The organism is Paenibacillus chitinolyticus NBRC 15660, assembly GCF_000739915.1.
Classification (GTDB): Bacteria; Bacillota; Bacilli; order Paenibacillales; family NBRC-103111; genus Paenibacillus_F; species Paenibacillus_F chitinolyticus.
In genome coordinates this window covers 695,065-717,281 of sequence record NZ_BBJT01000003.1, presented here as the reverse complement: position 1 = coordinate 717,281, position 22,217 = coordinate 695,065, and the positions used below count along the sequence as shown (strand labels likewise).

The window sequence follows — 22,217 nt, the reverse complement described above, 5'->3', positions numbered from 1 at the left end:
CTTTGTTCAAGGAATTATTCCCGGATTTGGCCGTCGCCATAAATTCTGTATTTGGTGGAAGTCAATGCGGGAAGTCCCATCGGACCTCTCGCATGAAGTTTTTGTGTGCTGATGCCGATTTCCGCGCCGAAGCCGAATTCGAAACCGTCCGTGAAGCGGGTGGAGGCGTTGTGATAAACGGCGGCCGCATCGACTTCCTGCAGGAAGCGGGATGCGTGAGCTTCGTTCTCCGTCACGATACACTCAGAGTGCATGGTTCCGTGACGGCGGATATGAGCGAGAGCCTCCTCCAGGGAATCCACGACTTTGACATTCAAGACATAGTCGTTGTATTCGGTATCCCAGGCCTCGTCGGCCGCCGTTTTAATTTGCGGGGCCAGCTCGCGGGACTGAGGGCAGCCGTACAGCTCGACACCCAGAGCGGACAGCTTTCCGGCCAAGACAGACAGATGTTGTTCGGCGTGGCTGCGGTGTACGAGCAGCGTTTCCATCGAATTGCAGACGGAGGGGCGCTGCACTTTCGCGTTGATGGCAATCTTCTCGGCCATCTCGGGTTTTGCCGATTCGTCGACGAACGTGTGGCAGATCCCGGCTCCGGTTTCAATAACGGGCACTGTCGCGTTTTTGACCACGTTTTGAATGAGGGAAGCTCCGCCTCTGGGAATGAGCACGTCAAGCAGTCCGTTCAGCTTAAGCATTTCATCAACCGAAGCCCGGTCGGGATCGGAGATAAGCTGCAGGGCGCCCGGAGGGACGTCCGTGCCTGCCAGTGCGGCTTGCAGCACTTCTACGATCCGTTCATTGGAGCGCAGCGCTGAAGAGCCACCGCGCAAAACGACCGCATTTCCCGTTTTCAGGCAAAGTCCGGCGGCGTCGACGGTCACATTCGGACGGGCTTCGTAAATAATGCCGATTACACCGAGCGGCACGCGGATTTTCTCGACGCGCAGACCGTTGGGCCGGGCAAACGATTCGAGCTGATCGCCGATCGGATCGGGCAGCTCGATGATCTGGCGGAGCCCTTCGGCCATGCTTTCGATCCGCTCGGGTGTGAGGGCCAGCCGGTCCAGCAGAGAAGTGCTAAGGCCGGTATCGGCGCCCCGCTTCAGATCCTCGGCGTTGGCTGCGATAATGGAGTCTTGCTCGGCTACCAGGGCCTCAGCCATTCTTAAGAGAGCGGTATTCTTCTGACCGGTGGTTAAGTTGCCGAGACGGGAAGATGCATCTTTCGCGATGGTTGCTTTTTGTCTGACTTCACTCATGGGGCTCACTCCTTGGCTAATCGAATTGGATTTCATTTTTCAATAAAAACAACGGAGCCGAATCCTACAATCCGGCAATCCGGCGTTCCGGGATTTTTTCCGTTTTACGGCAGCCGCTTCGATAAAGGCACGGGGCCGCCGCAGACGTCACGTGTTTTGCGAAGCGCGGTAAGCTTGAAGAGTGACCCACTCATCCCGGTGAATGACCTCGATGCGGGGAACCTCGACTCTGCGCTGGATTTCCCCGGTGCCCAGTCCCATAACGGCCTGGAGCTGCCAGGCCACGTAATTGGCGACGCCGCGTCCGATCACGGAGCCGTCTTCGCCGCACACCTCGATTACATCGCCGGGGTGGAAGTCGCCTTCGACGGCGGTCACGCCGGCAGGCAGCAGGCTTTTGCCGCCGGACAGGAGAGCGTTCTCCGCGCCTTGGTCGACGGTTACTTTGCCTTGGGGAACGGAGTGAAAACCGACCCACTGCTTTTTGATGGACAGCGTATGGTCGGCGGCGGAGAAATACGTCCCCCGGCCGTTCCCTTCAGCGGCCAGCCTCAAATCATGCGGTTCCGTGGCGCGTCCGACGAAGACGGGAATCCCCCCGCGCATGGCGATGCGGGCCGCTTCGATTTTGGAGCGCATCCCGCCGGTGCCTACGGAGCTGCCGGACCCGCCGGCGATTCGGTAAAGCTCGTCGCTGATTTCATCGACACGCTCGATCCGGCGCGCGTCTTTGTTTTTGCGGGGATCGTCCGTATACAAGCCATCTGTATCCGTAATGATGATCAGCTGCCCCGCTTTGAGCAGATTGGCTACGAGAGCCGACAACGTATCGTTATCTCCGAATTTGATCTCATCGACCGACACGGTGTCGTTCTCATTGATAATCGGAATAAAGCCGCGCCGGAGCAACTCTTCCATCGTTGCGGTCGCATTGGAGACCCGCTTGCGGCTCGTGAAATCGTCCCGGGTCAGCAGGATCTGGGCAGCGCCGATACCGTATTGGTGAAAAGCTTCCTGATAAGCGCGCATGAGCAGCGCCTGACCGACGGAAGCGGCCGCCTGCTTTTCGTGAAGCAGCTTCGGCCTTGTTTTATAGCCGAGGAAAGAGAAGCCTGCCGCCACGGCCCCCGATGTGACGAGTACGACTTCGAAGCCGTTTTGCTGAAGCCGGGCGAGTTCGGCGGCGAAATAGGCGATAGGAGCCGGGTTTAATCCTCCGGCATCCGAGGTAAGCGAGCTGCTTCCTATTTTTACAACGATTCGCTGCTGCATATTTTCACTTCCTTAGGAAAACGGTCCGTACGACCGTCTAGTTTACGATTGATTCCGGTCTTGCTGTACCTTCTTCAAAAGAACGCGGGCAGGACGGCAGGGATGAGCCGAACGGGAGAATGCAAAAAAGGCTCTCGTCCTCGTAAGGACGAAAGCCTGGGCTTCCGCGGTACCACCTTCGGTTGACGCGCCGTCTGAGCGAACCTGCCGGCACCCGTTGAGAACAGGGGCCATACATAAACAAGGTCCGATCGAGATGCACATCCATCTCTGTCCCTGATAACAGCAGGGGACTGTTCAGCTCGTCGCTGACCGTTCCGGGGCGGGTTCGGGAAAACTGCTGCAAAGCTCTTTCAGCCGGGGAGCTTTTCTCTGAAGCAAAGCGGGTAATCCTTACTATTCCCATCACAACGTTCGATGTTTTCTTACTAGGATAGCACGCGTGCCGCCGGTTGTAAAGAAGGGCTCTCCGGGAAGGAGAACCGGGTCCGCTTCGGCGGATTATTTGCGGATTACTTGTCGAACAGATGAAGCTTGCCGATACGACGAACAGCTTCTTGCAGGCGTTCTTCACCCGTCAGTAATCCGAGCCGTACGTACCCTTCCCCGTGAGTGCCGAATCCGATGCCGGGCGCCACGACGACTTTGGCTTCGTTCAGCAGCAGATCGGCGAATTCAGCCGAACTGTATTTGCGGGGCACCGGAAGCCAGGCGAAGAAGGACCCCTGTGAAGGTTTGGCTTCCCAGCCGATTTCGTTCAGAGCGCCGAAAAGCGCATTGCGGCGGCTTTCGTAGACGGCTCTCAGCTCGTGCACGCAGTCTTGGGGAGCGGTCAAAGCGGTGGCGGCAGCGGCTTGTATCCCGCCGAACAGGGAGACGTACATATGATCCTGCATGAGATTGATGATGCGGATAATGTCCGGGTTGCCCAGCGCGAACCCGACTCTCCACCCGGCCATGTTGTAGGTTTTGGAAAGCGTATAAAACTCTACGCCGACTTCCTTGGCGCCCGGCCGTTCGAGGAAACTGACGGGCCTGCCGCCGTCGAATCCGATCGCGCCGTAAGCGAAATCGCTGGCCACGACAATCCCGTTCTTCGCGGCGAAAGCGATCGTTTCGTCGTAGAAGGCTGCGGAAGCCGTAGAAGCGGTCGGGTTGTTCGGATAGTTGATGAACATAAGTTTGGCGCGTCTTACGTCGTTCTCGGACAACGATCCGTAATCCGGCAGGAAGGCGTTGTCCTCACGCAAAGGCATGAAGGCCATTTCGGCGCCGGCTAGCGCTACACCCGACCAGTAATCGGGATAGCCCGGGTCCGGCACGAGGCAGACGTCTCCCGGATTCAGCAGGCATTGGCTGATTTCGACGAGTCCGGTTTTGCCGCCGAACAGAATCGCCACTTCCGTCTCCGGGTCCAGGGTGACGCCGTAATCCTCCCGGTAGCGTGCGGCAATCGCTTCTTTCAGGAAGCCGTACCCGCTGAAGGGCGGATACTTGTGGTACAGCGGGTTCTCCGCGGATTCCTGAAGAGATTTTACGATATGAGAAGGGGTGGGACGATCGGGATTCCCTTGTCCGAGATTGATGACATCATGCCCCTGAGCGATTTGGGCATTGGCTTTTTTGACGAGTCCCGCAAAAAACTGCGAAGGCAGGCTTGCCATGCGGCTGGCCGCTTCGATCTGCAAAGGTCTTACAGGCGCGTTCGTTGAGGGGGACTGGCTATGATCCGGCTGCGTGGACCGGCCGGTTTGTAGGTTTTCGTTCATGATTTTACTGCCTCCATCATGCTGATCCGTTAGGGATAAACCCGGTATGATCCTAAATTTACCCCTACTTTATCATGATTTCAAAAGGATGTATACCACTCGGAATTGTCCGTTTAAAAGCTGTCTTTAACGGTTCCCGTTCCTTCGTCGAGAACATTCTGCCCGTTGCCTGTTCCTCCGTTGCCGAAGAGCAGGCTGCCCGTGCTTTTCTTGCCGGAAATCCGGATGCCGGCTGTTTTGCAGCCGCTGAACAGATTGCCGCTGGCCGCGGTTTCGCGAGAACCGGTTTCCCCTCTCGATTCGATGTGAATGCCGCTTGCGCCCAGATTGCGGAACGTTCCGCCGTGAACCGATGCACGGACCGCGTTGCTGATCACGACTCCGTTTCCTTTGATTCCTTTCAGCACATTGCCGTGAAGGGTATGGTCCGCGGGCTGGAGCTTGCCGGACTCCTGATCGCCTTCCAACCGGATGCCGTCCCCGTCGAGACCGGTGATTTCATTGTGGGAAACGGTACAGCCGGAGACATTGCGTTTCAGCAGAATGGCGGTTATCCCCGATTTGGCGGCATCCAGATTGGTGATCCGGTTGTAAATAATATCAATCCGGGCGGCAGGTTCGGCTGCCTGATCGGATTGGACGAGGAAGGCGTACTGATCGATGTAGGTGACGTCATTGGATTGGATCACCGACCGGGAACATCCTCCGTCCAGATACACGGCTGTGTTCGTTACGCTCTTGAATGTGTTGCGGAAAAAGGTGTGGCCTTCGCCTCCGCTGCAGTAAATGCCGGTGCCGTAATGCGGTTTACCCGGTATGTTGCCCAGAATAAGCTCGAAGTCGCAGTGATCGACACGGCACGAGTGGCAGTTTCTGAGCAAGACCGGACTGGACAAGGTGAAAAAGCGGCAGTCCGTGATGCTGACATGGCTCGCTTGCAGCAGAGAAATGATGCTGTCTTCGACTGGTGAAGCGACAGGACCGGGCGCACTGCCGCCGTGGAAGGAGAGGCTGGCGATTTCGATATCCGATGCGGGCGGCAGGGAAGTAAAAGCGCAGCCGGCGGTAGCCGTCAGGGTCGTCAGACTGATCCCCGCTCCCATAATCCGTATGCCGCTTTTCAGCTGAACCGGCTTGGTCAGGATATACCGGCCCGCGGGTATGTAGACGATGCCGCCGGTCTGAGCGGCTGCGTGAACGGCGCTCTGAATCCCGGCGGAGTCCGTGTCGCCGTAGGAGCCCTGCCCCAGGGCGCCGTATTCTTTTACGTTATGGATAAGCGTTTCCGCTCCGCGCGCTTTGACCGCGGAAGGAAGCGAACCGGCAGCCATAACGGCTCCAGCCGCGCCGAGTGCGGCCAGCAGCTTTCTTCTGCTGAGAGGTCGGGACGAATTCATGGGTATCTCTCCTTATCGCTACGTGATTGGATGGTTGAACATGAATTTCGCCGCGGGACCAGGATTTTCCTTCCGAATGGTTTGACGAAAGAGAGTTCGGTCCCTTTTTGCCCTAAGCAGGACGGGAAGAAAAGAATTGATCTATGGGGGACGATCCTCTATCATAAAAGCAGACTGACTTACCCGGCAGACTAATTTAGGAGGTGCTCAGGTGGATAATCAGCAATCGTTTCCGAACAGAGTCCGTCTTGCGCTTATTCAGATGGATATTACAATCGGAGAGCCGGAAATAAACCGGCGGAAAGTAGAGCAGCTTCTTCTGGAAGCGGTCGGCGGCGCGCAAAAACCGGACATTATCGTGCTTCCCGAAATGTGGAACACGGGGTATGCCCTGGACCGGATTCATGAGCTTGCCGACCCGGAGGGCCGTATAACCCGGGACATGCTCGGCTCTTTTGCCAAAGAGCATGGGGTACATATTATCGGAGGCTCCGTAGCGGAGAAGAAGGGCGAGGAAGTTAAAAACACCGTCTACGGATTTAACCGGAACGGTGAGGAGATTCTCGAATATTCCAAAATTCATCTGTTCCAGCTGATGGACGAGCATTTGAGCCTTGCCGCCGGCAGTCAAAGGGGCAGTTTCGATCTGGATGGGATTCCGGCCGCAGCCGTAATCTGTTACGACATCCGGTTCCCGGAGCTTACCCGCAAGCTCGCTCTGGACGGGGCGCAGATGCTCTTCGTGCCCGCTGAGTGGCCGCATCCGCGGCTTCATCATTGGCGCACTCTTCTGATGGCGCGCGCCATCGAGAATCAGATGATCGTCGTTTCCTGCAACCGGGTTGGAGAAAGCAAGGGAACCTCATTCTTCGGTCATTCCATGGTGATTGATCCTTGGGGGCAGGTGCTGGCCGAGGGCGGGGAAGAGGAAGAAATCATTTTCGCCGAAGTCGATTTGGCCGAGGTGGCCTCCGTACGCGGTAAAATTCCGGTATTCGCCGACCGTCGGCCTGCCGTATACGAATAAAGCGAACGCCAAAAAACGCAGTCCCTCGAGATGAAGGACTGCGTTTTTATCGTTCCCTTTTAATGGAAAAGGGTTGTTGGATGCAAACCGGAATCCGGCGTCAGACGGAAGATCTTCGACCTGTTATCAGTGTAATAACGAACAGGATGAGGAACAGGAAGAAAAGGACTTTGGCGATGCCGGCAGCGGCGCTGACGATTCCGAAGAATCCGAAAATACCCGCTACGATCGCGATGATCAGAAAAATCATAGCCCATTTTAACATGAGAAACCCTCCTTTAAAACGATAGTATTTTTATATGGGTACGGTCGTGTGCAAGTACGTTAACGGCTGTACATGTATGGCCTCACGGCCTCATTCTGCCTGCCTTAATTAGAACAGATTGCTGTTCTGATTATCGCGGCCGCTCATGTAAATGCCCGTAGGCGGGAGCGTCGTTTCCTCTCCGCGAAGACGTCCGTCGTGAGGATAGCCGTCGCCGTCGCGGTCCGCATAAGCGATGACAAGGATTTTACCGCGGTCAAGCTCCTTCTCATAGGTATCCGCTTCGGAAGAGCTCAGGCCGAGCGATTCCATTTTGGCACGGAGCTTATCGCCTTTCGAACGGAACAGGTTGGCGGCGGCCGTCATCAAGCCTTCCTCCGCTACACCGACTTCATTCGTATTCGTCATTTCCGCAACGCCTTCGGTACGGTCGTTATCATGTGTCATTACGTAAATTTCATCCAGATTAAAGCCTTCCGCCTGCAAATTTTTCACCTCGCGCAGGGCTTGTTCTTCGTTAGCTGCAAGTCTCACTTTGGTTTCCATATTCATTCTCCTCCTTATCGTTTAAGCCGCAGCTTTCTTGTCTTATTGCTGATGCCGCGGCGACTTCGTTGTTCAGGTTGTTTGCCTGTCGTTCATGACTCTTATTAACCGCCCTCCTTTTCGCTGAAACAAAACTATTGACAAATTTGCCTGTATATGAACTATCAAATCTTTCCTGATTCAAGAGTCGTTTTCGGGGTTACTTTTAAATAGGATATTTTATATAATAGGATAGATATGCAGCTACCTTTATTTTCAGGCGCACGTCAATCTCTGGCGATACCGACGGGAGACAAAGTGTGCGGTAGTCGATATATCCCCCCAGACCGACGCGTTTCGGCTTTACCCGATGCTGCGGTAAGAAAGCGGACGCGGGCGGCTTTGGTTACAAAATACTCCCAAGTAGATCAAGGAATCACGGACAGAAGAATTCCACTATAAAAGGAGAACATGGAATGAGCATCATGATTGTAGACGATAATCCGGTCAATCTTATTGTGATCGAAAAAATATTGAAAAGCGCGGGCTACTCTAATATGCACCGCGCTTCTTCTGCTATGGAACTGTTTGACATGTTGAAAATCGACAATCCGAGTTCCTCGGATTTACAAATCGATTTGATTTTGATGGACCTGATGATGCCGGAAATCGACGGGATCGAAGCCTGCAAAAAATTGCAGCAAATCGAAGAACTGAAAGACATTCCGATTATTATCATCACGGCCATGGGAGATTCCATTAAACTGGCGGAGGCTTTGGAAGCGGGAGCGATCGATTACGTAACCAAGCCTATCAACAAAATCGAGCTGGTAGCCCGGATTAAATCCGCCCTGCGGCTCAAATACGAGAAAGACTGGCACAAAGAGAACGACAAGCGGATTCGTTCCGAGCTGCAATTGGCGAAAAACGTGCAGAGCAGCGTACTCAGCCTGCCGATCGAAACCGAGAAAATCCGAATCGAAGCGTACTACAATCCTTCTTATGAGCTTGCGGGAGATTTGTACAACTGGTATCCCATAGACGAAGACCGTTACGGGGTTATGCTGCTGGACATTATGGGTCACGGCATTTCTTCGTCGCTCGTCTGCATGTTTATCTCCTCGGTCCTCCGGGATACGATTACTAAGTTTGTGACGCCGGAGCTTGTAATTGCCGAACTGAACCGGTATATGAACCGGCTGCATAACGACCAGAATCATTTGAACTATTATTTCACGGCGATTTATATGCTGGTAGATACGAAGAACAAAACCATCGACTACGTAAATGCCGGCCACCCGCCGGGCTTTCTTATGAACGACAGCGGTAAGGCGATCCCCCTTGCGAACGGAACCTGTGCGGTCGGTTTTTTCGAGGAAATGGATATCAAGCCCGGTCGGATCACTTACACGGGAAAATCACGGATTCTGCTTTATACCGACGGACTTCTCGAGGAAATAGAAGAGGCCGAGACGGAGCTGCCGACGCGCCTTATCACGGCTGTTCAGCAAAAAGGGGATATGGGACTTCACGCGGTAGTGGACGAACTGCTGGACGAAGAGGTCCAAAACAATCACATGGATGATATTTGTCTGATCTGGATCGATATTCCTTGAGGATGGACCGTTTACAGAGAAAGGAATAAAGGGGAGAGGGAAGTTTTATATGAAAATATCAACAAAGCTCATGGCGGGTTTCGGGCTTTTGTTTATCTTGATGTTCGTGCTGGCGGGAATCGGGACGACTCGGATAAGCAGTATCGACGAGAGCCTCGATAGCGCGTTTGTCAACCGTTTTAACAAGACACGGTTGGCCTACACGGCCCGCTCGGACGTCAATTCGATCGCCAAATATATGGCGAATCTGCTGCTTAACTCAGATCCTAATCAGCCGGGAGCCAAGGAAAACCTGGCTAAAGCGAACACTTACAAAGAGAAGCTGAAAGAAGGGGTGGCCGCTCTCCAAAAATCCGCCGATTCGGATGTGGAGAAGCAGCTTACCTATGAGACGGTCAAAAGCACCGAAAATTTTATGTCCTACCTGAATCAGGCGATCGAGCTTTATGACAACGGCAAGGTAGCGGAAGCGAACAAACTGAGAACCGATATCGGCGTTAGCTATCAAGATCAGGTAACAGAGAGCGTGGATCATTTAACGCAATATCTGGACGATAACGTACAAAAAGGGATTAACGAATTTAAAGCTTCCAACAGCAAAACGCTGCTCTTGACGATTCTGCTGACGGTTGCTGCTCTGGTCATCGGCCTAGGGATCATGTACTGGATCATGCGCAGCTTGTCCCGCGGGCTCGCCCTGCTGACCGGCATGATCAAAGGTTTCGGCAACGGCCGGTTTGACCCGGGATACCGCGTTGAGGTGACGACGACGGACGAATTCGGCAAAGTAGCCGAAGTTTTCAACGTGATGGCCGACGATCTGGAAGAATTAATGCACAACGAACGGACCTTCAACAAGCAGAACGAAGATCAGGCATGGCTGAAGTCTAACGTGGCGAACATGAGCATGCTCCTTCAGGATCAGACGAACATGCACGACTTGACAAACAGTTTTATTTCGGAAGCGTCCCGCATGATCGGCGCCACGTTCGGAGCGGTGTATCTGTTGGAGCGGGAAGGTATGAGGACGAGGCTCGTTCTGTCCTCGGCTTACGCTTTCGACAAAGATCCCGAGGACAATCTTCTGCCCGAGTTCGCGCTCGGTCAAGGTCTTGTAGGCCAGGCGGCCGCCGACGGCCGGCGGATCATGGTCCAGGACGAAGTGGATACGTATTTGACTATCCAATCTTCTTTCGGACAGTTGGACGCGAAGTATCTCGTTGTGGAGCCGGTCGTGTCCGAAGAAGAAGTCGGAGCCGTCGTTGAATTTGCGGGACTGAAAATGCTCAGCGAGAATGAACTGGATCTGCTGGAGCAGTTGACGGAGAATCTCGCGGTTTCCATCGGGCGGATCCGTTCCCGCGAACGGGTCGAGGAGCTCCTCCGCATGTCGCAGGCCTTGACGGAGGAACTGCAAAGCCAGTCCGAAGAGCTCATTTCCCAGCAGGAAGAACTGCGCACTTCCAATGAGAAGCTGGAGGAGCAGACGAAGGCGCTGAAAGCGTCCGAAGAGCTGCTGCAGTCCCAGCAGGAAGAGTTGGAGCAGAATAACGAAGAGCTGCTCCGCAAAACGAAGCAGCTCCAGACCCAGGTTCAAGAAACGGAGCTGGCTAACCGCCAGATCGAGGAAGCCAAGGAAGCGCTGGAAAAGCAGGCGTTCGAGCTGGCGATGGCTTCGAAGTACAAATCCGAATTTTTGGCCAATATGTCGCATGAACTGCGTACGCCTCTTAACAGTATGCTTATTCTTTCGCAGATGCTTGCGGAGAATAAAGACAGCAACCTGTACGACAAGCAGGTGGAATACGCGGAGACGATTCACTCTTCCGGCTCCGATTTGCTCAAATTGATCAATGATGTCCTCGACCTTTCGAAGGTAGAAGCCGGGAAAGTGGAGGTCCAGGCCGAGTATGTTCTCGTGCCGGATATCATGGAAACGATCCAGCGTTCGTTTGAACAAGTCGCGCGCAAGAAGGCGCTGGGCTTTGAAATTACGATCGACAGCGGCGTTCCGCGCATGCTCTATACGGACAGCATGCGGCTGGAGCAGATTTTGCGGAATCTGCTGTCCAACGCCTTTAAATTCACGTCCCAAGGCTCCGTACTTCTGCATGTCTATCCCGTCAAGGAGGGAGAGCCGCAAATCGCTTTCTCCGTCAAGGATACGGGAATCGGGATCGCCGAAGAGAAGCAGCAGATTATCTTCGAAGCGTTCCAGCAGGCCGACGGGACGACGAGCCGGCAGTTCGGCGGAACGGGACTCGGGCTGTCCATCTCCAAGCAGCTCGCGGGCCTCCTCGGCGGTACGATCGAAATCTGCAGCCGGGAAGGGGAAGGCAGCACGTTCACGCTGTTCATCCCGCACCGGAAGTATTCCGAGCGCGTAGGAGGATCGGCCGAGGCGGCTGCCGCTGGACAGGAGCAGCAGGCACTGCCGCTCCCTGACGCGCCGGCAGTGCCACAGCTTCCGGCACCTGCGCCCGTGCCGGTTAAACCGGTTCCGAAAGCCGCCCAGCGAGAGGTGGAGGACGACCGGGGCAGCATCACCGAGAACGATAAAGTGCTGCTGATCGTGGAAGACGACGTGCACTTTATGAACGTGCTCGTCGACATGGCCCGCAGCCGCGGATTTAAGGCTCTGGTCGCGATGCAGGGGGATATCGGGCTGCAGATGGCGAAAGAGTATAAACCGGACGGCATCATCTTGGATATCCAGCTGCCGATCGTCGACGGCTGGTCGATTCTCGTCCAGCTCAAGAACAACGCCGAGACCCGGCATATCCCGGTGCACGTGATGTCGGTAGTCGACGAAGTGCACCAGGGGCTCTCTATGGGCGCGATAGCCTATATGCGCAAGCCTTCCAGCAAGGATGTGCTGGAGCAAGCCTTTATCGAGCTCGAAGGATTCATAGATCAAAATCTGCGGAAGCTCCTGCTTGTAGAGGATGATCCCGTCCAAATGAACAATCTGATCGAGCTTATCCGTCACGACGATGTCCTTATCGAAGTGGCGACAACGGCGGATGAAGCGATCGTGAAGTTAAGAGAGCGGCATTTCGACTGCATGGTTCTTGATATTGGCCTAGCGGACCACTCCGCATTCGATCTGCTGGAGCGGATCAAAGCGGAGGAAGAGCTTCGCCGTCTGCCGATTGTTATTTACACGGAAAAAGAATACGATAAGAAAGACGAGATGAGACTTAAGAAATACGCGGAGTCCATCATCATCAAGAACGTAAAATCGCCGGAACGGCTGCTTGACGAAACGGCGCTGTTCCTGCACCGGGTGGAAGAAACACTGCCGGAGGAGAAAAAGCGGATTCTGCAGCGTCTTCACAGCAGCGAAGCGGTATTTGCCGGCAAGAAGGTACTTCTCGTCGATGACGATATCCGCAACGTGTTTGCGCTATCCAACCTGCTGGAAGGCTACAATATGAAGGTGCTGTTTGCGGAGACCGGACGCCAAGCCTTGTCCATTCTTGAGAAGGAACCGGATCTTGATCTCGTTCTGATGGATATCATGATGCCGGAAATGGACGGTTATGAGGCTATGAAGGAGATCCGCAGCATGCCGCAATTCGATAATCTGCCGATTATCGCCTTGACCGCGAAGGCCATGCGGGATGACCGGGAGAAGTGTATACGGGCCGGCGCGTCGGATTATATAACAAAACCGATAAATAATGATCAGTTAATGTCTCTAATTCGCGTTTGGTTGTTTAAGTAAGAGAAGGAGCAAATGCGAACCCTCTGAATAAGAAACATCTAAAGACGTGCCGCAGGATCGATTCGGAGGAGAAGGAGAGAGACAATTTGGATTCGAATTTTCACCCTATAGATCAACTGCCGACTTTTTCCGGGCTGCAGGCCGAGCATGAACGCATCGAGATCAGTCTGCTGCTCGAGGGCATTTACCGGATTTACGGATACGACTTCCGTAATTATTCGTACCCGTCTATCCGGCGGAGGATCTGGCACCGCATCCTGGCGGAGAAGCTGACGACCGTTTCCGGCCTGCAGGAGAGAGTGCTGCACGATCGGGAGTGCCTGGAGCGCCTGCTGTCGGATCTGGTGATTCACGTAACCGAGATGTTCCGCGATCCCGAGGTGTTCCTCAGCTTCCGCCAGAAGGTGGTTCCCCTGCTCCGCCAGTATCCGGCGATTCGCATCTGGCATGCGGGCTGCGCCACCGGAGAGGAAGTTTACTCCATGGCGATCCTGCTGCACGAAGAGGGGCTCTACGACCGCACCCGGATTTATGCGACGGATATAAACGAGGATGTGCTTAAAAAGGCGGAGAAAGGAATCTATCCGCTGCGCAGCATGAAAGACTATACGAGAAACTACCTGCAGTCCGGAGGCAAGGAAGCTTTCTCGAAGTACTATACGGCTTCGAAGGATTCCGTTACGTTGCATTCCTTTTTGCGTGATAATATTGTTTTTGCCCAGCATAACCTGGTTACGGATCGTTCGTTTAACGAGTTCCATGTGATTTTGTGCCGGAACGTATTGATTTATTTCAATACGCAGCTCCAGAACCAGGTGCATACGCTCATCTACGAAAGCCTGGGACCGTCCGGGTTTCTGATTTTGGGCGATAAAGAAACGATCACTTTCACCAAGCACGCGTCCGCTTACGAAGCCGTCAGTACAGCCGACAAAATTTACCGCAAGGTGCAGTGACGCTGCATTAGATGAGGAGACGAGTTGGAGGAAGGGGTTTCTCGAAGTGAACTTGGATGAACCGATTAAAATACTGATGGTAGACGATCAGCCCGAGAATTTGCTGGCGCTTGAAGCCGTTCTTGCGGAAGAGAACTACCATCTGGTAAAAGCGGGCTCGGGTGAAGAGGCCCTTCGATGTTTGTTGCACGACGATTTCGCCGTAATTGTCCTGGACGTTCAGATGCCGGGCATGGACGGTTTCGAGACGGCCCGTTGGATCAAATCCCGGGAGAAATCGAAGGATATCCCGATTATTTTCATTACAGCGGCTTCCCATGAGAAGGAGCATGTCTTCGCGGCTTATTCCGTCGGTGCCATTGATTATATCGTCAAACCATTTGTGCCTCACACGCTGAAAGCCAAGATCGAAGGATTCGTGAACCTGTACCTCGTTCAGAAAAAGCTCCAGCACCAGTCGGAGCTGCTGAATATGCGGACACAGGAACTGCTGACGGCTAAAGAAGCGGCGGAATCCGCCAACCGGGCCAAATCCGAGTTTCTTGCGCTGATGAGCCATGAAATCCGCACGCCCATGAACGGGGTCATGGCGATGACCGATCTGCTCCTGGAAACGGAGCTTTCGGATGAACAGCGGGAATATGCCGATACCATTTCGCGGAGCGGTGCCGCGCTGCTGCATATTATCAATCAGATTCTCGATTTCACCAAACTCGAATCTTCCAAAATGGAGATGAACACCGAGCCGTTCGATTTGGACGTCTGCATGGAAGAAACGATGGATCTGTTCTACGGCGAATGCCGCAAGAAGGACCTCAATCTGGAACGGGAAATTGCGGAGAATGTTCCGACCCATCTCATCGGGGATGAGCTGAAGCTCCGTCAGGTGCTCATTAATCTGATCGGCAACGCGGTTAAATTCACGGAGACGGGCGGCATTAAGGTTCAAGTGACGAATCTGGGAAAAGCCGGGGACGGCAGCCGGATTATTCTTCAATTCCGGGTCCGCGATACGGGAATCGGAATTCCAGCCGAGAAAAGAAACCGGCTGTTCCAGCCTTTTACACAGGTGGACTCTTCGATGACGCGGAAATACGGAGGAACCGGCTTGGGGCTTGTCATTTGTCAAAATCTTGTGGAGCTCATGTCCGGCAAAATGGAAGTTTACTCACAAGAGGGCCAAGGCACCGAATTTGTTTTTACCGTACAGGCGGAAGAACTCCGCGTTTGATAAAAGCTTCGTAAACACGCGCAGAATGCGGTTTGCGGGGCTTTTTTTGTTGTCTTTTTTTATTGATTCAAAGGAATGGGAGGCGGTGTAAGAACAGGTACTATCAAGATATAGAGGCGGGTGGGAATAAGATAGAAGCGATATAAACCGGGCTGACCCCTGACAGCAATAGTTTTACAGATTGTACAAATAAAAGCGAACAAATCAAATTAAGTTGATTATGAATTCTCCGCACGGGGTATTTAAAGTTAGACAAGTTTTACTTGAGACTAAATAAACAAGAACTCTTTCTTATAGAAAAAATAAAATCGACAACTACGAAAGGATCAGGTGACAGAGATGAGAAAACAGAGTGTAGCTTTACTACTAGCAGGAGGTGAAGGCCGCCGACTCGGTGCGCTTACCCAAAATACGGCGAAACCGGCGGTTCATTTCGCGGGCCGCTACCGAATGATCGATTACGCGCTCAGCAACTGCCGCAACTCCGGCGTCGACACGATCGGTGTTGTCACCCAATACAAACCGGAATCCCTTCATCAGCACATCGGAACGGGTGAAGCTTGGCTCAGTGAAACGGACAAAGGGTGCGTCGAAGTGCTTTGCTCGAACCAGGAACATGTAATCGGCAACGAATTTACGGGAACGGCCAACGCGGTTTATCAGAACCGCCATTTTATTGAAAAGCACGATCCGGAATATGTATTGGTGCTTTCGGGCGACCACATTTACCAAATGGATTACAGTAAAATGATCGAACAGCATCAAAAGCTCGGTTCGGTCGCGACGATCGCGGTTAAGCCGGTAGGCTGGGACGAAGCGAGCCGTTTCGGAATTATGAACACGGACGAGGAAGGACGTATTGTCGAGTTTGAAGAGAAACCGGCACAGCCGAAGAGCAATCTGGCTTCGATGGGAATATACGTATTCAACTGGGATTTCCTGAAGAAAGTGCTGGAGCGTGACGATTTGTCGGCGGATTCTTCTCACGATTTCGGTAAGGATGTCATTCCGATGATGGTCGAAGAAGGTGTTCGCGTTCATTCCTTCTCTTATGAGGGCTATTGGAAGGATGTCGGCACGATCGACAGCCTATGGCAGGCCCAAATGGACCTGCTGAACGGTTCTCCGCTTATGAGCGAACTCGAATGGCCGATGTATACGGCCCGGGTTGCCAATGCAAAGCCGCACGTCGACCGTACGGCTAAAGTCGACCGTTCCCTGATCAGCGAAAACTGCGCCGTGTACGGTCAAGTTCAGAACTCGGTAATCTCTCATGGAGTTTACATAGGCAAAGGCAGCGTTCTGACGGACTGTGTGATTATGCCGAATGTCCGGATAGGGAACAACGTAAAGCTCCATAAAGCCATTATCGGCGAGGGAAGCGTATTGTGCGACGGTGTAACGGTAGGCAAGACGGATGCCCAAACGATTAGTGTGGTCGGAGATCATGAGGTGCTTTACAAGATCAACGACAAAGCTCCGAAAATTTACCTGCCTCGTCTCGAGCAGCGTATCGGTTAAGGGGGATATTCACGTGAATCATTCCATTATTGTCGTCGACAGCGAGAAGGAAATCCGCGATGTCATTCGTCAGCTTCAAACCGCCGGGTGCGAACCGCACTGCATTCACGTGCTGTCCGATGAAGCGGTAGACACGGAGGAGATGCTGAGGCCGCGTTATACGAGCCGTATCGGCTTCTCCGCAGAGCAAATGGCCTATACGATGGCGACTGTTTTCCGCGGCAGCGGCATGGCGATGCGCTCCAAGCTCATCTCGCTCGGACTGGCAGGAAGCGCGATTCCTTATTACGAAGAGGAAATTTCGCGGGGGCGCATTGTAGTCGTGGCGGTTCCCAGCCAGTTTGTTTACGCCTATGACGCCAGTTATGCGGATCAAGCGTTTGAAGCTTCCGCTGCGGGCCAATAACCACACGATTGGTTGCACTTTCAATCATGTTTTTAGCATATTTTCAGACTCTGTAATCATCCCTTAGCCGCTCATGACCCCAATACGTCTTAGGAGGGACTCCAGATGAACAAGAAATCACTGACGATGGCGCTGCTTGGCGGTGCGCTGCTTTTCGGCGGCGCTCATGGACTTGAGGGGCCTGCGTCCGCAGGTGCGGATGACGGACTCATTTCTCAGGCGGCACCTCCTTTGGTTCTTGGCGCTGGAGGTGCCATTACGGAGATAGCGGGATACAAGACGGCTAATGCTAACGGTACGGTGTCGGCAATGCCGGCGGTAGCTCCGGCCGAAGTATCGCCTGTAGGGACGTCCGGTTCCATCAAACTGGAACGCGTAAACGGCATCTCTCTGTCCGACGATGTGAATGCGATTGTGAAGCGGAAGGGAGAGCCGAAATCCATCCGGAAGGATGAATTTTTCGGTGACACGAAAATTCTTGAGTATCCGGATTGCCGCGTTGCCGTAGGGGAATATGGGGTTGAATATGTAGAAGTTACCCCGGATCACAAACAGATTAATCTCGACGGCAAGCCGGTGGCGAATAATTTACAGGCGCTCGAAAAGACGCTGGGAGAGCCTTACTGGGTAGCCGAGGACGGCCTGGTCTACACGCACGACAGTCAAGCGCTGAAATTGTTTGTAGACCCTAACAGCGGTCAGTTAAAATCGGTTCATTTCTTCTCCAGCGTTACGGAATAAGAACGACCTGCTTGAATCCTATTAAGAAGGTAAAACCCGCGTTAAGCGGGTTTTTTGTTGTTTTGTTTCGGATAAAATCTGAAGTCGAGATTGTAACGAGTTAAAAGGAGGAGACAGACACCTCTGTGTAGGGTAACGTGGAGCCGGAAACCATGACCGGGCCAAGGCAGACCCGAAAGGGCCTAGGTCCTAGCATTTATGCTCGACTCGATTGACCAGACACGACAACCCGGCAGCCGACTTGGCAGATCCGGAAAACTAGAATCATATAAGGTGCAGCCGATAGGTTTTGTCTATTTGGAGAGCCTCAAAGGCGCTTATACACCTACGCGTAGAATATGGAGCAAGGGTGCCGGTGACACAAAAAATCAGCCTTGCAAGAAGGCTGATTAAAGGAGATCTATTAAAATTTAGGGAATACATATTTAATGAGGAAGTAAAGGAAACCAAAGAAGATGATGAGATAGGCCGCATATTTGATAAAAGTAGAAGCGACGGCGCTCGAATCCGATCTTTTCTCAATGTGTCTCTGCTCGATGTCGACATTTTTGTCTTGATCCATGGGTATCCCTCCTTCCTTTATGGAATCAATTGCGGTAGTCTTAGTCGTTTATGTAAGACTCCAGCATCCAGATGTGTTTTTCAAGGTTGGTGCAGATTTCAGTCAGCATATCGGCCGTACCGGGATCGCCTTCGTTTTCGGCGGTTTCGATCGCTTCCTTGGATTCTTTCGTAATGGTGCGGAAGTCTTGGATAAGCTCTTCTACCATTTGGCCGGCATTGCGCTCCGGAGAAACTTCTTTGATAGAAGAATTCGTTTGGAATTCTTTCGTTGTGGAAAGCGGGCTTCCCTGAAGTCCCAGGATACGCTCGGCAATCGTGTCGAGGTAAAGATCGGCTTCTTTATAGAGCTCTTCGAATTTTACATGGAGAACGAAGAACGAAGGGCCCTTGAGGTACCAATGGAACTGATGCAGCTTGACGTACATGACACCCCAGTTTGCCACTTGTTTATTCAGTAAAGTTACGGTTTGTTTTTCTTTAGCTGTAGATGTTTTAGCCATGTTAATTTCCTCCCTTGTACTCTGAATAGTCGTCTCTACAAGCTCATTACCCGCAGCCCCACCCGGCGAAACAAGACAAATTATAGCGGGAAATCCAGTGTTTCAAAGAGCCCGGCAGGTGGTAAAACTGAGATGAGCCGGTCGATTCGGCGGGTTTCATGAGCAAGGTTCACGTATAAGGGAGGGGATAGCTTATGATATGGCAAATTAGTTTAGCGGTTATTGCGGTTGCCTTTGTGGTGCTCGTCGTTTTTCTGGTGAAGACACTCCGGTCGGTGACCGATCTCGTTGCCCAGACGAACCAGACCATTCAGCAAGTTCAGCAGCAGGTGACGGTAGTAAGCCAGGAAGCAAACGAACTGCTTCGTCATACCAATGAGGTTAGCCTGGACGTGCGCAACAAGCTGCATGCGCTCGATAAAACCTTTTATACCATTAAAAATGTCGGGGATGTGGTAAGCGAGATTACGACTTCCGTGCGCCAGACCTCGGCTACCGTAACGAATACAATGAGAAACAAAGTGGAGAAAGAGCTGAACTCTCCGAAAAGCATCGTGAACCGAATCGCGCCTCTGGTTCCGGTAGCGGTCGATATGTGGAAGAGATTGAAGCAGAGCCGCACGACGAACAGCAAAAGCGTAGCCGTCAAGTAAGACGGCTTCTTACAAAGAACAGCCCGAAGCGGGCTGGTAAAAACAAGAAAGATAAAAAAGCTGTTTCACTTGGAATTATGGCGGGTAAAGTAAGTAGTATGCGCAGGTTATTATAATTGGTGGGTCATTTACTAAGGAGGACAAATAAATGGTGCAAGAAAACAAATTCCGGATGGAAAAACAAATTACAGATGATGATAACATCATTTCTTTGATTGGGGAGCTGGATCTTTCCAAGGCTTCCGAATTTAATACAAACGTGGACCCGTTTGTGCAAGATGTGGGACGCAAACTTATTCTCAATCTTAAAGAACTGACCTATATCGACAGCACGGGAATCGGAGTTATCCTTACGATCATCAAAACCCGTCACGCTTTAAAAGCGTCTTTTGCGGTTGAGAATATCCCTCCCAAGGTCCAGAAGTTGTTTGACCTTACGGGGTTGACACCGTTTTTGTCGGCTGTAGCGAATACTGTGAATTAAGAAAGGAAAGAAAAGGGTCTATGGAATCCAAAAATCGTACTGTGAGTTTAACGTTGCCTGCTGAAGCTGAATACATCGATCTTGTCCGTTTGACGCTCTATGGAATCAGCTCCAAGATGGGGTTCTCTTATGAAGATATCGAAGATATGAAAGTCGCCGTTTCGGAGGCTTGCAACAACGTTGTGGTTCACGCTTACGAGCCGGGCCAGGGCGGCAAAATGGAAGTTCATTTCGAAGAGGTGGAAGGCGGCATTAAAATTATCGTGCAGGATCAGGGTCTCAGCTTTGATCATGTCACGAAAGTGGGTTCCGCCGACTCTTTGCACAACAAATCACTCGATGAAGTGAGCAGCGGCGGCCTCGGATTATATCTCATGCAAGCCCTGATGGACCATGTAGAGGTGAAAGGGGATCATGGGACTGTAGTTATCTTAACGAAGCTGGTCAGCAAAAGTGAGGAAATGGTATGAAATTACAATCCGAGAGGAAAGAGATGGAGCATATCCATGATCTGATTCGACAGTATCAGGAAACCGAATGCAATGATATCGCTACCTCTTTGCTTATTCAATACGAGTCTACTGTGAAAATGGCTGCAGCGAAGATGTCCCGCAACCGACCGGATCTGTATGAAGATCTGATTCAAATCGGGCAAATCTCCCTGTTGAAGCTGTTTAAACAGTTTGACCCTTCTCACGGTGTGCAGTTTGATGCTTATATGATGAAGAGCATTATCGGCCACATGAAGAATTATCTTCGTGACAAGTCCTGGTATATTCAGGTTCCGAGACGGATTAAAGAAAAAGGATTCCAGATCCAACAGGCGATCGATCATCTGACGATGCGGCTGGAACGCTCCCCCAATGTCAATGAGATTGCGGAAGAGCTGGGTCTGACAGTCGAGGAAACGATTGAAATTTTGGCCGGACGTGAATGCTATCATTATGTGTCCTTGGACATGCCGCTTTCAACGGAAGAGAACGGGTCGACGATTGGCGATGTATTGGGTACTCAAGTGGATGAGTATCTCAATGTCGACAATAAACTCGATTTGCAGGAGGCGCTGAGCCACCTCAAGCCTGAGGAGCAGAAAGTCCTGATGCTGGCTTACGTGGATGGATATTCGCAAAGAACCATCGCCCAGGATCTTGGCGTTTCTCAAATGAGCGTATCCCGTATTCAGCGAAGGGCGCTGGATAAGCTGCGCAAATATTTCGAGAAGAACAAGCCCGGTGAAGGAGCTTGACCCGTTCATGCAGCAATAGAACCTGCAGAAAAGAACACGTTGCTATAGCGTGTTCTTTTTTAATGACAGCATTCTGGTAAAGGAAGGGTGTACATGGAAGATAAAGAGCTGGAATCTTCATCGAATTGGGTTTGGCACGACCTGCATGATAAGGAAGGAGATCTGAATGTAGCGGTCGATGCGCTGCCCGAAGAGCTGAAGCCGCTTGTGAAACAGGCCGCAGCGGAACCGTTCGAGGCCCGTTTATACCGTCATAAAGGAAGCGAGCTGCTGGAGGGGGCTTTTTATTACGATTTTGATTCCAAATGCCGGGAAGGCACTCCGATCTTTCATTTTCTAGTCAACGAGCATCATCTGGTTACGATCAATTTCAAAGAAGAGCTGCTGTCTCCCTTCGATCCGGACTTGATCCGCGAACAGGCCTTGAATGCCAAGAATGCGCTGGAAGGCCTTTTCGTTATCCTTGGCTATATCGCGGAGCGGCTGCTGCATGTTCTGACGGAATATGAGAAAAAGATGCGCCAGGTCGGGGAGCATATGAGAAAAAGAAACAATTCCAAACTGCTGGACCGCATCCTTGACCGCCGTCACGAGCTGCTGGACCTGACCAAATGGGTGCGTCCGCTCAAAGACACGATGATGACGACCAAAGAGTTGTTTGTCGAGAATATGGAAGAAGGATTGGAACACCGCAGAATGTGCATCAAAATCGAGCGGATTATGACGCGGCTGAAGCTGTATACGGAAGAGGTAGAGGCTCTGCTGGCCTTGGATACGAGTATTGCGAACTACCGTGGGAATGAGATTACGAAGACGTTGACGGTCTTTACGGCCGTATTTGCGCCGCCTACGATGCTGGCGGGAATATGGGGCATGAACTTCGAGAATATGCCGGAGCTGAAGTGGACGGCGGGCTATTATCTGGCCTTGGGTCTCATCGTCGCTCTCCCTATTGTAGTCCTCGGCTGGCTTCATTGGAAGGGCTGGACAGGCGATATTATCAAGGGGAAAAACAAAAATTCCAATCTGAAATAAACGGATGGGCTTCGTAAGAG

General features: G+C 52.3%; 21 protein-coding genes. 13 read left to right on the top strand and 8 right to left on the bottom strand.

Annotated elements, in window-relative coordinates:
• Positions 1 to 14: 14 nt before the first annotated feature.
• The 4 genes from PCH01S_RS08455 to PCH01S_RS08440 all read right to left on the bottom strand — a co-directional run bounded on the left by PCH01S_RS08455 (position 15) and on the right by PCH01S_RS08440 (position 5,700).
• Positions 15 to 1,262, bottom strand: a complete 1,248-nt coding sequence (locus PCH01S_RS08455) for a glutamate-5-semialdehyde dehydrogenase (RefSeq protein WP_042228376.1) — start codon at positions 1,260 to 1,262, stop codon at positions 15 to 17.
• 147 nt (positions 1,263 to 1,409) lie between these two features.
• On the bottom strand, positions 1,410 to 2,534 hold the full coding sequence (proB, locus tag PCH01S_RS08450) for a glutamate 5-kinase (protein WP_042228375.1): 1,125 nt from the start codon (positions 2,532 to 2,534) through the stop codon (positions 1,410 to 1,412).
• A 512-nt stretch (positions 2,535 to 3,046) separates the two neighbouring features.
• Positions 3,047 to 4,303: a pyridoxal phosphate-dependent aminotransferase gene (locus PCH01S_RS08445; RefSeq protein ID WP_042228374.1), complete on the bottom strand. Its 1,257-nt coding sequence runs from the start codon at positions 4,301 to 4,303 to the stop codon at positions 3,047 to 3,049.
• Between the two features lie 113 nt (positions 4,304 to 4,416).
• A complete protein-coding gene (locus PCH01S_RS08440; protein WP_042228373.1) occupies positions 4,417 to 5,700 on the bottom strand; it encodes a right-handed parallel beta-helix repeat-containing protein in 1,284 nt (427 codons plus the stop codon).
• A 211-nt stretch (positions 5,701 to 5,911) separates the two neighbouring features.
• On the opposite strand from PCH01S_RS08440, the gene PCH01S_RS08435 reads away from it, so the two are divergent.
• Positions 5,912 to 6,727, top strand: a complete 816-nt coding sequence (locus PCH01S_RS08435) for a carbon-nitrogen family hydrolase (RefSeq protein WP_042228372.1) — start codon at positions 5,912 to 5,914, stop codon at positions 6,725 to 6,727.
• A 100-nt stretch (positions 6,728 to 6,827) separates the two neighbouring features.
• Here the strand turns inward: PCH01S_RS08435 and PCH01S_RS29670 are convergent, their stop codons facing one another.
• Positions 6,828 to 6,992 (bottom strand): DUF1328 domain-containing protein, encoded by a 165-nt coding sequence (locus tag PCH01S_RS29670; RefSeq protein WP_042228371.1) that lies wholly within the window; start codon positions 6,990 to 6,992, stop codon positions 6,828 to 6,830.
• 108 nt (positions 6,993 to 7,100) lie between these two features.
• Positions 7,101 to 7,538, bottom strand: coding sequence for a general stress protein (locus PCH01S_RS08425; protein ID WP_042228370.1), 438 nt, complete (start codon positions 7,536 to 7,538; stop codon positions 7,101 to 7,103).
• 455 nt (positions 7,539 to 7,993) lie between these two features.
• Here PCH01S_RS08425 and PCH01S_RS08420 point away from each other — a divergent pair, with 455 nt between their 5' ends.
• From PCH01S_RS08420 to PCH01S_RS08390, 7 genes are all read left to right on the top strand, one after another.
• Entirely contained in the window at positions 7,994 to 9,133 is a 1,140-nt protein-coding gene (locus PCH01S_RS08420) for a SpoIIE family protein phosphatase (RefSeq protein WP_042228369.1), read from the top strand.
• 49 nt (positions 9,134 to 9,182) lie between these two features.
• Positions 9,183 to 12,860 carry a response regulator gene (locus tag PCH01S_RS08415; RefSeq protein WP_042228368.1) on the top strand — a complete coding sequence of 1,226 codons (3,678 nt, stop codon included), beginning with the start codon at positions 9,183 to 9,185 and terminating at the stop codon, positions 12,858 to 12,860.
• Positions 12,861 to 12,946: 86 nt separating this feature from the next.
• Positions 12,947 to 13,816, top strand: a complete 870-nt coding sequence (locus PCH01S_RS08410; protein ID WP_042228366.1) for a CheR family methyltransferase — start codon at positions 12,947 to 12,949, stop codon at positions 13,814 to 13,816.
• Between the two features lie 46 nt (positions 13,817 to 13,862).
• A complete protein-coding gene (locus tag PCH01S_RS08405; protein WP_084706558.1) occupies positions 13,863 to 15,047 on the top strand; it encodes an ATP-binding protein in 1,185 nt (394 codons plus the stop codon).
• A 339-nt stretch (positions 15,048 to 15,386) separates the two neighbouring features.
• Complete coding sequence (locus PCH01S_RS08400; protein WP_042228365.1) at positions 15,387 to 16,568, top strand: glucose-1-phosphate adenylyltransferase; 1,182 nt, start codon at positions 15,387 to 15,389, stop codon at positions 16,566 to 16,568.
• A gap of 13 nt (positions 16,569 to 16,581) precedes the next feature.
• A complete protein-coding gene (locus PCH01S_RS08395) occupies positions 16,582 to 16,974 on the top strand; it encodes a general stress protein (RefSeq protein WP_042228363.1) in 393 nt (130 codons plus the stop codon).
• Between the two features lie 105 nt (positions 16,975 to 17,079).
• On the top strand, positions 17,080 to 17,715 hold the full coding sequence (locus PCH01S_RS08390; RefSeq protein ID WP_042228361.1) for a hypothetical protein: 636 nt from the start codon (positions 17,080 to 17,082) through the stop codon (positions 17,713 to 17,715).
• Positions 17,716 to 18,118: 403 nt separating this feature from the next.
• On the opposite strand, the gene PCH01S_RS30835 is transcribed toward PCH01S_RS08390, so the two are convergent.
• Positions 18,119 to 18,277 carry a hypothetical protein gene (locus tag PCH01S_RS30835; protein WP_164977122.1) on the bottom strand — a complete coding sequence of 53 codons (159 nt, stop codon included), beginning with the start codon at positions 18,275 to 18,277 and terminating at the stop codon, positions 18,119 to 18,121.
• 40 nt (positions 18,278 to 18,317) lie between these two features.
• Positions 18,318 to 18,779 carry a Dps family protein gene (locus tag PCH01S_RS08385; RefSeq protein ID WP_042228359.1) on the bottom strand — a complete coding sequence of 154 codons (462 nt, stop codon included), beginning with the start codon at positions 18,777 to 18,779 and terminating at the stop codon, positions 18,318 to 18,320.
• Between the two features lie 194 nt (positions 18,780 to 18,973).
• Between PCH01S_RS08385 and PCH01S_RS08380 the strand changes: the two genes are divergently transcribed.
• From PCH01S_RS08380 to PCH01S_RS08360, 5 genes are all read left to right on the top strand, one after another.
• On the top strand, positions 18,974 to 19,432 hold the full coding sequence (locus PCH01S_RS08380; RefSeq protein ID WP_042228358.1) for a DUF948 domain-containing protein: 459 nt from the start codon (positions 18,974 to 18,976) through the stop codon (positions 19,430 to 19,432).
• Positions 19,433 to 19,580: 148 nt separating this feature from the next.
• Positions 19,581 to 19,916 carry an STAS domain-containing protein gene (locus PCH01S_RS08375; RefSeq protein WP_042228357.1) on the top strand — a complete coding sequence of 112 codons (336 nt, stop codon included), beginning with the start codon at positions 19,581 to 19,583 and terminating at the stop codon, positions 19,914 to 19,916.
• 20 nt (positions 19,917 to 19,936) lie between these two features.
• Entirely contained in the window at positions 19,937 to 20,386 is a 450-nt protein-coding gene (rsbW, locus tag PCH01S_RS08370; RefSeq protein ID WP_042228356.1) for an anti-sigma B factor RsbW, read from the top strand.
• Positions 20,383 to 21,162 (top strand): sigma-70 family RNA polymerase sigma factor, encoded by a 780-nt coding sequence (locus tag PCH01S_RS08365; RefSeq protein WP_042228355.1) that lies wholly within the window; start codon positions 20,383 to 20,385, stop codon positions 21,160 to 21,162. Before rsbW ends, PCH01S_RS08365 begins: the two co-directional genes overlap by 4 nt.
• 93 nt (positions 21,163 to 21,255) lie before the next feature.
• Positions 21,256 to 22,197 (top strand): magnesium transporter CorA family protein, encoded by a 942-nt coding sequence (locus PCH01S_RS08360; RefSeq protein WP_042228354.1) that lies wholly within the window; start codon positions 21,256 to 21,258, stop codon positions 22,195 to 22,197.
• Positions 22,198 to 22,217: the final 20 nt, after the last annotated feature.

Bases quoted from the DNA above. Each gene is read 5' to 3' on its own strand.
- PCH01S_RS08420 (WP_042228369.1), top strand. From the start codon at position 7,994: ATGAGCATCATGATTGTAGACGATAATCCGGTCAATCTTATTGTGATC.
- rsbW (WP_042228356.1), top strand. From the start codon at position 19,937: ATGGAATCCAAAAATCGTACTGTGAGTTTAACGTTGCCTGCTGAAGCT.
- PCH01S_RS08455 (WP_042228376.1), bottom strand. From the start codon at position 1,262: ATGAGTGAAGTCAGACAAAAAGCAACCATCGCGAAAGATGCATCTTCC.
- PCH01S_RS30835 (WP_164977122.1), bottom strand. From the start codon at position 18,277: ATGGATCAAGACAAAAATGTCGACATCGAGCAGAGACACATTGAGAAA.
- PCH01S_RS08390 (WP_042228361.1), top strand. From the start codon at position 17,080: ATGAACAAGAAATCACTGACGATGGCGCTGCTTGGCGGTGCGCTGCTT.
- PCH01S_RS08380 (WP_042228358.1), top strand. From the start codon at position 18,974: ATGATATGGCAAATTAGTTTAGCGGTTATTGCGGTTGCCTTTGTGGTG.
- PCH01S_RS08440 (WP_042228373.1), bottom strand. From the start codon at position 5,700: ATGAATTCGTCCCGACCTCTCAGCAGAAGAAAGCTGCTGGCCGCACTC.
- PCH01S_RS08400 (WP_042228365.1), top strand. From the start codon at position 15,387: ATGAGAAAACAGAGTGTAGCTTTACTACTAGCAGGAGGTGAAGGCCGC.
- PCH01S_RS08445 (WP_042228374.1), bottom strand. From the start codon at position 4,303: ATGAACGAAAACCTACAAACCGGCCGGTCCACGCAGCCGGATCATAGC.
- PCH01S_RS08385 (WP_042228359.1), bottom strand. From the start codon at position 18,779: ATGGCTAAAACATCTACAGCTAAAGAAAAACAAACCGTAACTTTACTG.
- PCH01S_RS08415 (WP_042228368.1), top strand. From the start codon at position 9,183: ATGAAAATATCAACAAAGCTCATGGCGGGTTTCGGGCTTTTGTTTATC.
- proB (WP_042228375.1), bottom strand. From the start codon at position 2,534: ATGCAGCAGCGAATCGTTGTAAAAATAGGAAGCAGCTCGCTTACCTCG.
- PCH01S_RS08360 (WP_042228354.1), top strand. From the start codon at position 21,256: ATGGAAGATAAAGAGCTGGAATCTTCATCGAATTGGGTTTGGCACGAC.
- PCH01S_RS08425 (WP_042228370.1), bottom strand. From the start codon at position 7,538: ATGGAAACCAAAGTGAGACTTGCAGCTAACGAAGAACAAGCCCTGCGC.
- PCH01S_RS29670 (WP_042228371.1), bottom strand. From the start codon at position 6,992: ATGTTAAAATGGGCTATGATTTTTCTGATCATCGCGATCGTAGCGGGT.
- PCH01S_RS08365 (WP_042228355.1), top strand. From the start codon at position 20,383: ATGAAATTACAATCCGAGAGGAAAGAGATGGAGCATATCCATGATCTG.
- PCH01S_RS08375 (WP_042228357.1), top strand. From the start codon at position 19,581: ATGGTGCAAGAAAACAAATTCCGGATGGAAAAACAAATTACAGATGAT.